Below are 8,531 nucleotides of genomic sequence, written 5' to 3' on the forward strand. Positions count from 1 at the left end.
TGAGCATGCGGTGTTGCAGCACGGCGTGGAAACCCGGCTTGTCAGGGATCGTGCCCTCGGGGATGTTCCACGCGGTTTCGCAGATCTTGCGGTGCTCCTCGTTGGTCACCACCATGTCGGCCGGCAGGCGGTGGGCAAAGGTGCCGACCTCGCGCGCCGTACCGCAGGCCGAGGGCTGGCCGGTCAGCGAGAAGGGCGAGTTGCCGGGTTCCGAGATCTTGCCGGTCAGCAGGTGCACGTTATAGACCAGCCCGTTGACCCACGAGCCGCGGGTGTGCTGGTTGAAGCCCATGGTCCACAGGCTCATCACCTTGCGGTTCGGATCGGCGTATTGCTGCGCCAGCCGCTCCAGCTGCGCCGCCGGAACGCCCGACATCTCGCTGGCCTTCTCCAGCGTGTATTCGGAGACCAGACCGGCGTATTCCTCGAAGGTGATCGGGGTAAGCTCGCCCGAGTTGGGATTTTCCGCCTCGAGCTGAAGCGGATTGTCGTCGCGCAGACCGTAGCCGATATCGGTTGCGGTCTTGGTGAAATTGACGTGGTTGCGGACGAATTCCTCGTTCACCGCCCCGTTCTGGATGATGTAATTGGCGATATAGTTGAGGATCGCGAGGTCGGTCTGTGGGGTGAAGATCATGCCGTTGTCGGCCAGTTCGAACGAACGATGTTCGAAGGTCGAAAGCACATGCACCTCGCAGCCCGGCCTGGTCAGCCGCGTATCGGTCAGCCGCGACCACAGGATCGGGTGCATCTCGGCCATGTTCGACCCCCAGAGCACGAAGGTATCGGCGTGCTCCAGATCGTCATAGCAGCCCATCGGCTCGTCGATGCCGAAAGCGCGGATGAAGCCGACCACGGCCGAGGCCATGCAATGCCGCGCATTGGGGTCGATATTGTTGGAACGCAGCCCTGCCTTCATGAACTTCGACGCCGCGTAACCCTCCCAGACCGTCCATTGACCCGAACCGAACATGCCGACGCTGGTCGGCCCCTTGGCCTTCAGCGCCGCCTTCCACTTCCGGGCCATGACATCGAAGGCCTCGTCCCACGAGACGGGCTCGAACTCGCCGTTCTTGTCGTAGACCCCGTTCGACTTGCGAAGCATCGGGGTAGTCAGGCGGTCCTGACCATACATGATCTTGGAAAGGAAATATCCCTTGATGCAGTTGAGCCCCCGGTTGACCGGCGCATCGGGGTCGCCCTGGGTCGCCACCACGCGCCCGTCCTTGGTGCCCACCAGCACCGAACAGCCGGTACCGCAATAGCGGCAGGCCGCCTTGTCCCAGCGGATATCGGGCGTGCGCGCCTGGGCCGAGGCCTCGCTGCCCGGCAGCGTGATGCCCGCGGCCGATGCGGTCGCGACGGCGGCGGTCGTTTTCAGAAAGGTCCGGCGGGATTCCGACATGGTCATGTATGGGCTCCGGTTCAGGTATGGCTGGGTGCGGCGGAAGCCGGCGTATCGGCGCCGGACAGCAGCGGGTCTTCGAAATGATGATAGGTCAGCGTCAGCGAAACGACCCCGGCGATCTGATGCAGATCCATGATGATGTCCGACGCGACGGCGGTGTCGGTATCCTCGACCACGACGACGAGTCTTGCGTCGTCGGTCTGGGCGTGGACCTCGACCCCGGCGGTCGCCTCCAGCACCCGCCGGACGCTTTCCACCGCGTCGGGCGCTGCATGGATCAGGCAGCCGCAGATGTTCATGCCGTCGCCTCCGCAAGGTCGGGCTGGAACCTGACCAGAGTGATCGCCCCGGCCGGGCAGCAACCGACGCAGGCGCCGCAGCCGACACATCTGTTCTGGTCAATCTGCGGCCGCGCCTGCCCGCCCGGCATGGGCCGGAAACGCAGCGCCGAATGGTCGCAGAAATCCTGGCAGGTCCGGCAGAAGACGGCGTTCAGGCCAAGGCAGTTGGGCTGCGGCTGCGCAACCCAGGTCCAAGTCTCTCTGCCCGCGCCACTCAACGCGCCGGTGGGGCAGGCTTCGATGCAGGCCTCGCAGAAGGTGCAGGCACCACGCGCGAAATCGAGCCGCACCCTGCCGCCCGCGTCGCGCGTGTCACGAACGATGATCCCTTCCGGGCAGGCGCCGATACAGTCGCCGCATCCATCACATTGACGCATGAACGCTTCGGGAGCGGATGCGCCGTAGGGGCGCGGGATATCGGCGTGCGCGAAATTTGCCCGGAGCAAATCCCGCCGGCTGGTCTCGGTGGCCATTGGCTGCCTGTTCTTCTTCTTGCGCTCAGTATAACGCACATGCCGCCGATCACGAATTGACAAAAGTCATGCCAAATCCGCATGTTACCGCTCTCAACCGCTCGCCCGCGACAGGTTTCAACCGCCGCGCGCGTTCCGGACACCGCGCTCACGCGATCTGACGGGCATATGCGCCTATGTCGGTGGCACGATCCCGAGATAGGCGGCAATCGCCAGACGGTCGTCATCGGACAGGTGGCTCATGTTCTCGATCACGTCCACCATCTCGCCCCCGGCCGAATCGTAATCCGGCGTGAAGCCCGATTTCAGATATTCGGCGATATCCCGTTCTGACCAGTCGAGCCCACCGGGCGTGATATCGGGTATCCTGCCCCTGCCGGCCGGGTTGGGCGCGCCGCTCAGCCATTCGTCGAGCCGCAATGCCCCCAGCGCATTGCGCGGCGTATGGCATTCGCCGCAATGGCCCGGCCCCTCGACCAGATAGCGCCCCAGCCGTTGCTGATCGGTCAGGTCGTCGCGGTCCACCACCCATCCATCCCTGAGGAACAGAAGTTTCCACAAGCCCACCGCGCGGCGGATGCTGAAGGGAAAGCCCACCTCGTGCGGCTGGCTCGGCGTCGCGTCGGCGGGCAATGTCGCGAGAAATCCGTGCAGCGCAACGATATCGGACACCTCCATGCGGGCGTAGGAGGTATAGGGGAACGCGGGATAGAAATGCTGCCCCTCCGGCCCCGTGCCCTTCATCATCGCATCGGCAAGTTCGAGCGCGGTCCAGTCGCCGATGCCCTGGTCCGGATCCGACGAGATGTTGGGCGCCAGAAAGGTCCCGAAATCCGACGCGAACCTGCGCCCGCCCGAAAGCACCAGCTTCGCATCCCCCTCCGCGCCGGGTGCAGAATGGCACGAGGCGCAGCCGCCGGCGTAAAAGACGGTTTCGCCGCGCGCAACATCGGCGGCGATTCCGTCGAGCGCGCCGGGATCGACATGCCCGGGCGCGGAAAGAAACCAGCCAACCCCTGCGAGCGCCGCCCCGAGAACCAGAACGGATCCAACCACATGTTTCACCGGATGCTCCCTCAGTCGTCGGGCGCGCGATATGCCTTGTGGCAGGCACTGCACGCACCGCCCAGCGGGCCCATGGCGCCTTGCAGCGCGGCCAGGTCGGTGCCCGCCGCCGTCTGCATGGCGAGCGCGGCATCACCAAGAGCCTTGCCCTTGGCCGCCAAATCGTCGAAATTCGCCCATACATCCGGCAGGGCGCGCGAGTTCGTGTCCACAGCGTTGTCGGTTCCCTGCGGCCAGAACGCGGACTGGTCGATTTGTGTCAGCAGTACAATGTTGTTTGCCGCTTTCGTCGCCATGTCGGCGTCATAGGCGATCTCCTGCTTAGCCATGGCCCCAAGCTGGCCGAGGTTGAAAGCGTAGAGATGCATGACGGATTGTCGGGCGTCGATGGCAGGGTCGGGTCTGTCCTGGGCGAGTACCGGTGCGGTTATCAAGACAGCGGCTAGGCTGATGACACCTGGCATGATTGCGTGGCGCATGGTCTGGCTCCTGTTTTCGGTCTCGTGCGGGGCACAACTGCAGGATGCAGACTTTTGGGTGTAATTGTAATTTTTTTTTGATATCGGCGAAAAAATGTACAGGCAGAACTGGGACGATATCCGATTTGTTCTTGCGGTGGCCGATACCGGCTCCGTGAACGCAGCAGCCAGCCGGCTCGGCGTGACGCACGCCACCGTGCTGCGGCGCGTCGGCATGTTCGAGGAGCGGCACGGACAGCCTGTGTTTCAGAAGCTCTCCACCGGATACCGCGTTCTGCCGGCAGCGGAGCCCATCCTGCTGGCGGCGCGCAAGGTCGAGGATTCCATTCTCGCGGTGAACCGCGCCTTTCTGGAGGCCGATCAATCCATGGCCGGCGAGGTGCGGATCACCTCGACCGACAGCCTTTGCAAGTTCGTCCTGCCACCGGTCATCCGCAAGATCGCCGGGCGCTTCCCCCAGCTGACACTCATCCTGCTGGGCGGTAACTCGCGAAGGGATTTCTTCCGGCTCGGCGCGGATATCGCGGTACGCCCCGCCATCGTCAACGAGGCCGGAATGACCGGGCGCGAGGTCAGCCGGTTCGGCATCTCGCTCTACCGGAGCGACGCATCGGAAGACCGCTGGCTCGGGTTCGAGGGAGCGCTGAGAAACTCGCGGGTCGGCATCTGGATGGACGAACATGTCCGCTCCGACAAGATCATTCACCGCGCCGACAGCTTCGTCTTCCTCCAGGAACTCGTCGCGGCGGGAATGGGCAAGGCGATATTGCCGCGCTTCATCGGCGATACCGACCCGCGCCTGATACGGATGGACGACGAGATGCCCGGCTTTTCGGCGCCGCTATGGATTGCGACCGTCGAGGAAATGTCGCGAAACGCGCGGTTCCGCGCGGTTCAGGACGTATTGGCGGCGGAAATCGACGTGGCGCTGCGCCCCTTTCGCGGCGTGGAAAACGAATGGTAGGCCCCCGGAGCCCTGATGCCAGCCGCCGGTTGGAAGCGCCCGGCGCCAAACCGGCTCAGAGATTCGATTTCCCCTCGAGCCCGAGGAACCGCCGCGCCGCGACCCATATTCCCGGCAGCCGCGGCGGCCCGGCAAGACCGTCCACCACCGCCAGCGCGTGATCGGGCATGCGCCGCTGGGCAAAGTCCCGCCCCCAGTCGAGGAACGCCGGCGCGTCCTCCGGACGCAGGCGGCAGGCACTGCCGACAAGGCCGATCAGCGTTTCGGGCGGCGAGTACCATTCATCCTGAATCGCCGAAACCCGCCGCCGCATCACCGTCGCGGCAAGCCGCATCGCTGCCGAACCGGAATAGGCCGCCAGCAGACGGCCCATTTCGGCATGCGAATAGCCGATGAGCGGCGGAAAGGTATCGAAGAAAATCGCCTGCCCGTCGATCACCGCAAGGTTGCGGATCGACGGGTGAAAACCGATCCGCCCGGGCCGGCCGGCAACGAAGGCCCAGAAAGTGGCAATGACCTCGCCGGCCGCCTCCATCAGATCGAGCGCTCCGTCGAGGCTGGCCGATATCATTTGCGGGCGCATCATGCTGTCTGCGGGCAACGCCTGCTGCACGATTACCGGCACCCGCTCTCCGCCCGTCTCCAGCAGGACAAATTCAGTCTCGGGCAACGGAACACCGCTGTCCCGCAGCACCGCGACATACGCCTCATGGGCCCCGGCCAACCGGTCGAGCGCAACCGTGTGGCCGCCCCCGCGATAGACCTTGATCACCCGATCGGCGAAGGGGCCGGCATCGGGACGGAACGGGGCGCAGAAATATCCCAGTTTCGATATCGGCTCGCCACCCTGCCCGGTGCCGTCACCGATCAGTTTCAGCAGTTCCGCCCGCTGCTCGCCAAGCATGGTTTTCCTTTCAACACCCGCCGGGCGCACCCGAACCGATCACCGCCATTCTGTCGGGAGACAGCCAATCTACCGGACGACGTGCACCGAACAATCGGCATGGCGCACCACGCGCGCGGCGGTCGAGCCGAGGAAGAAATCCTGCATTCCCGGGCGATGGCTGGCAATCACGATGCAATCGGCCTTCTTGTCGTCGGCGTAATCGAGAATGGTGCGGGCGGAATGCCCCTGAACCACCATCACCTCGGCGCCCTTGATGCCTTCGGCCAGCGCCGACAGGCCCGCCGTGATATCGGCCCGCGCCTTTTCCAGATGATCGGCGGGCAGGTATTCGGTGGCATATTGCGGCAGGTGCTCCATCACATGCAGCAGGGTGATCGTGGCGTCCTCGGCACCCAGCGCCTGAGCGATCCCCAGCGCCTGGCGTGCGTTGCGGTCGGCCTCGAACGAAACGGGGACAAGAATGTGGTGATACATGGTGCAATTGCTCCTTGGTCATTCAGGTATCCCCGGGGCTGCCAGGGCGTTGGGTGGTTGCGGCGCGGCGCGGCAGGCGCGGAACGGGCCGGAAGGAAAGGCTCCGGCAGCGCCTCCGGCACCGGCGGGCAACGGATCGCGGCAACGGCGCGGAACGGAAAATCGAACTTTGCGCGCCTCCCTGCCAATCGCGCGTCGCCGGCAAGGTGCGCCGCAAAGCGCAAAGACGCAAGTGCGATGAATCGACAGGCCCCCGCCGGCGCGAACGCAATCCGAGCGTCGGGTTCACAACTCCTCGACCATCAGCACACCCGGCACCGCCCTGAGCGCGCCCCGCACCTGCGGACTGACCGGCAGTTCGGTTCCGATTTCGAGGTCCACCTCGCCCGGCAGCGCCGGATCGAGCAGCGTCAGCGTGATCGGTCCCCTGAGCCGCACCGTTCCCGCCTCGGCGGTGCGGCGCAGGATCGACTGGACCACCGGAACCGCATCGCCATGGTTCATGAACAATCGCAGGCCCCTGGCACTGCCCGTCGTGATCGCGCTTGCCTGATCGATGGGCTGCACCCCCTTGCAAAGCAGGCTGAGTTGGTCGGATTCGAGCGTCGCCTCCGCCGTGATGACCACGTTCTGACCCGGCTCCAGATGGTCGCGCGATCTTTCGAGCACCTCGGAAAACGCCCGCGCCTCGTAAAGCCCGGTCGGATCCGAAAAGGTGACAAAGGCAAACCGATGTCCGCGCGCCGACTTGCGCTCCTGGCAGACGGCGACGGTGCCCGCCATCCTGACCACGGCGGGGCCGAGTCTGGCGCGTTCGCGAACCTGCTGGACTGTCAGTACATCGCGGCGGCGCAGCGCGGGCATGTAATCGTCGAGCGGATGACCCGAAAGGTAAAATCCGATCGCCGCATGTTCCTCGCGCAGCCGTTCGCTGGGCAGCCAGTCCTCCACATCCCTCAGGCGCGGCTCGGGCAGGTCGTCCCCCGCCTCGCCGAACAGCGATACCTGGTTCGAATTGCGCTGGTCGTGGATCGCGGCGGAATAGGCGACGAGCGCGTCCAGCCCGTCGAGCACGCGGCGCCTGTTGCGGTCGAGCACGTCGAAGCAGCCGGCGCGGGCCATCATTTCCAGTGCCCGCTTGCCGACGTGCTTGAGATCGACCCGGCGGGCGAAATCGAACAGGTTGACGAAGGGTGCATCCGCCCGCCCCTCGACCACCAGCCGCATTGCATCCTGCCCCACGTTCTTGAGCGCGGCGAGCGCATAGACGATCTTGCCCCCGGCCACTCCGAAGGTCTCGATCGAACGGTTGACGCAGGGCGGCACGATCACGATCCCGAGGCCGCGCCGCACCTCCTCGGCATAGACCGCCAGCTTGTCGGTCAGGTGAATATCGCAATTCATGATCGCGGCCATGAACTCGACCGGGTGGTTCGCCTTCAGCCATGCCGTCTGGTAGCTGACCACCGCATATGCGGCGGCGTGGGATTTGTTGAAACCGTAGTTGGCGAACTTCTCCAGCAGGTCGAACACCTCGCCCGCCTTCTTCTTGCCGACCCCGTTCGCCACCGCGCCGTCGATGAACTTCGGCCGCTCCTTGTCCATGTCCTCCCTGATCTTCTTGCCCATGGCACGGCGCAGCAGGTCGGCGCCGCCCAGCGTGTAATTCGCCATCTCCTGCGCGATCTGCATCACCTGCTCCTGGTAGACGATGATGCCCTGCGTCTCCTCAAGGATATGGTCGATCAGCGGGTGGACGGATTCGCGCTCCTTGAACCCGTTCTTGACCTCGCAATAGGTCGGGATATTCTCCATCGGGCCGGGACGGTAGAGCGCCACCAGCGCCACGATATCCTCGATGCAGGTGGGTTTCATGCGCCTCAGCGCATCCATCATCCCGGTGCTTTCCACCTGGAATACCGCGACCGTCCTGGCTGCGGCATAAAGCTCGTAGGTCTTGGCGTCGTCGAACGGGATCCGGTCGATATCCACCTTCACCCCGCGCTTCTTCAGCAGGTCGAGCGCGGTCTGGATCACCGTCAGCGTCTTGAGGCCAAGGAAGTCGAACTTGACCAGCCCCGCCTGCTCGACCCAATTCATGTTGAAAAGGGTCGCCGGCATCTCAGATCGCGGATCGCGGGAGAGCGGCACCAGTTCGTCAAGCGGCCGGTCCCCGATCACCACCCCGGCGGCGTGCGTCGAGGCATTGCGCAACAGCCCCTCGACCTGCTGGCCGCAGGTCAGCAACCGGTCGACCACCTCCTCGCTGCGCGCAGCCTCGCGCAGCCGCTCTTCGGTCGCCAGCGCCTTTTCGATGGAGACGGGCTTGACCCCCTCCACCGGGATCATCTTGGAAAGCCGGTCGACCTGCCCGAAGGGCATCTGCAACACCCGGCCCACATCGCGCACCGCCGCCTTCG

At 64.9% G+C, this 8,531-nt stretch carries 9 protein-coding genes; 1 reads left to right on the forward strand and 8 read right to left on the reverse strand.

The annotated features are described in order from the left end of the window. The 5 genes from ACK5IR_RS10800 to ACK5IR_RS10820 all read right to left on the reverse strand — a co-directional run. Window positions 1–1,411: molybdopterin-dependent oxidoreductase (locus ACK5IR_RS10800; RefSeq protein WP_416928743.1), on the reverse strand; the 1,411-nt coding region annotated here is incomplete at its 3' end. A gap of 14 nt (window positions 1,412–1,425) precedes the next feature. Next, window positions 1,426–1,707, reverse strand: a complete 282-nt coding sequence (locus tag ACK5IR_RS10805) for a chaperone NapD (RefSeq protein WP_416928745.1) — start codon at window positions 1,705–1,707, stop codon at window positions 1,426–1,428. After that, window positions 1,704–2,126 (reverse strand): ferredoxin-type protein NapF, encoded by a 423-nt coding sequence (locus ACK5IR_RS10810; protein ID WP_416928747.1) that lies wholly within the window; start codon window positions 2,124–2,126, stop codon window positions 1,704–1,706. Before ACK5IR_RS10810 ends, ACK5IR_RS10805 begins: the two co-directional genes overlap by 4 nt. A 270-nt stretch (window positions 2,127–2,396) precedes the next feature. After that, on the reverse strand, window positions 2,397–3,287 hold the full coding sequence (locus tag ACK5IR_RS10815) for a c-type cytochrome (RefSeq protein WP_416928749.1): 891 nt from the start codon (window positions 3,285–3,287) through the stop codon (window positions 2,397–2,399). 11 nt (window positions 3,288–3,298) lie between these two features. Next, entirely contained in the window at window positions 3,299–3,766 is a 468-nt protein-coding gene (locus ACK5IR_RS10820; RefSeq protein WP_416928751.1) for a c-type cytochrome, read from the reverse strand. Window positions 3,767–3,860: 94 nt separating this feature from the next. Between ACK5IR_RS10820 and ACK5IR_RS10825 the strand changes: the two genes are divergently transcribed. Next, window positions 3,861–4,730, forward strand: coding sequence for a LysR family transcriptional regulator (locus ACK5IR_RS10825; protein ID WP_416928753.1), 870 nt, complete (start codon window positions 3,861–3,863; stop codon window positions 4,728–4,730). Window positions 4,731–4,785: 55 nt separating this feature from the next. On the opposite strand, the gene ACK5IR_RS10830 is transcribed toward ACK5IR_RS10825, so the two are convergent. The 3 genes from ACK5IR_RS10830 to dnaE form a co-directional block, all read right to left on the reverse strand. After that, entirely contained in the window at window positions 4,786–5,634 is an 849-nt protein-coding gene (locus ACK5IR_RS10830) for a DUF6206 family protein (RefSeq protein WP_416928755.1), read from the reverse strand. Between the two features lie 69 nt (window positions 5,635–5,703). After that, window positions 5,704–6,111, reverse strand: coding sequence for a universal stress protein (locus tag ACK5IR_RS10835; protein WP_416928757.1), 408 nt, complete (start codon window positions 6,109–6,111; stop codon window positions 5,704–5,706). Between the two features lie 285 nt (window positions 6,112–6,396). Further along, a partial coding sequence (gene dnaE / locus ACK5IR_RS10840; RefSeq protein WP_416928759.1) for a DNA polymerase III subunit alpha occupies window positions 6,397–8,531 on the reverse strand: 2,135 nt, incomplete at its 5' end.

Origin of the sequence: Tropicimonas sp., assembly GCF_047971885.1 — a bacterium.
Lineage (GTDB): Bacteria > Pseudomonadota > Alphaproteobacteria > Rhodobacterales > Rhodobacteraceae > Tropicimonas.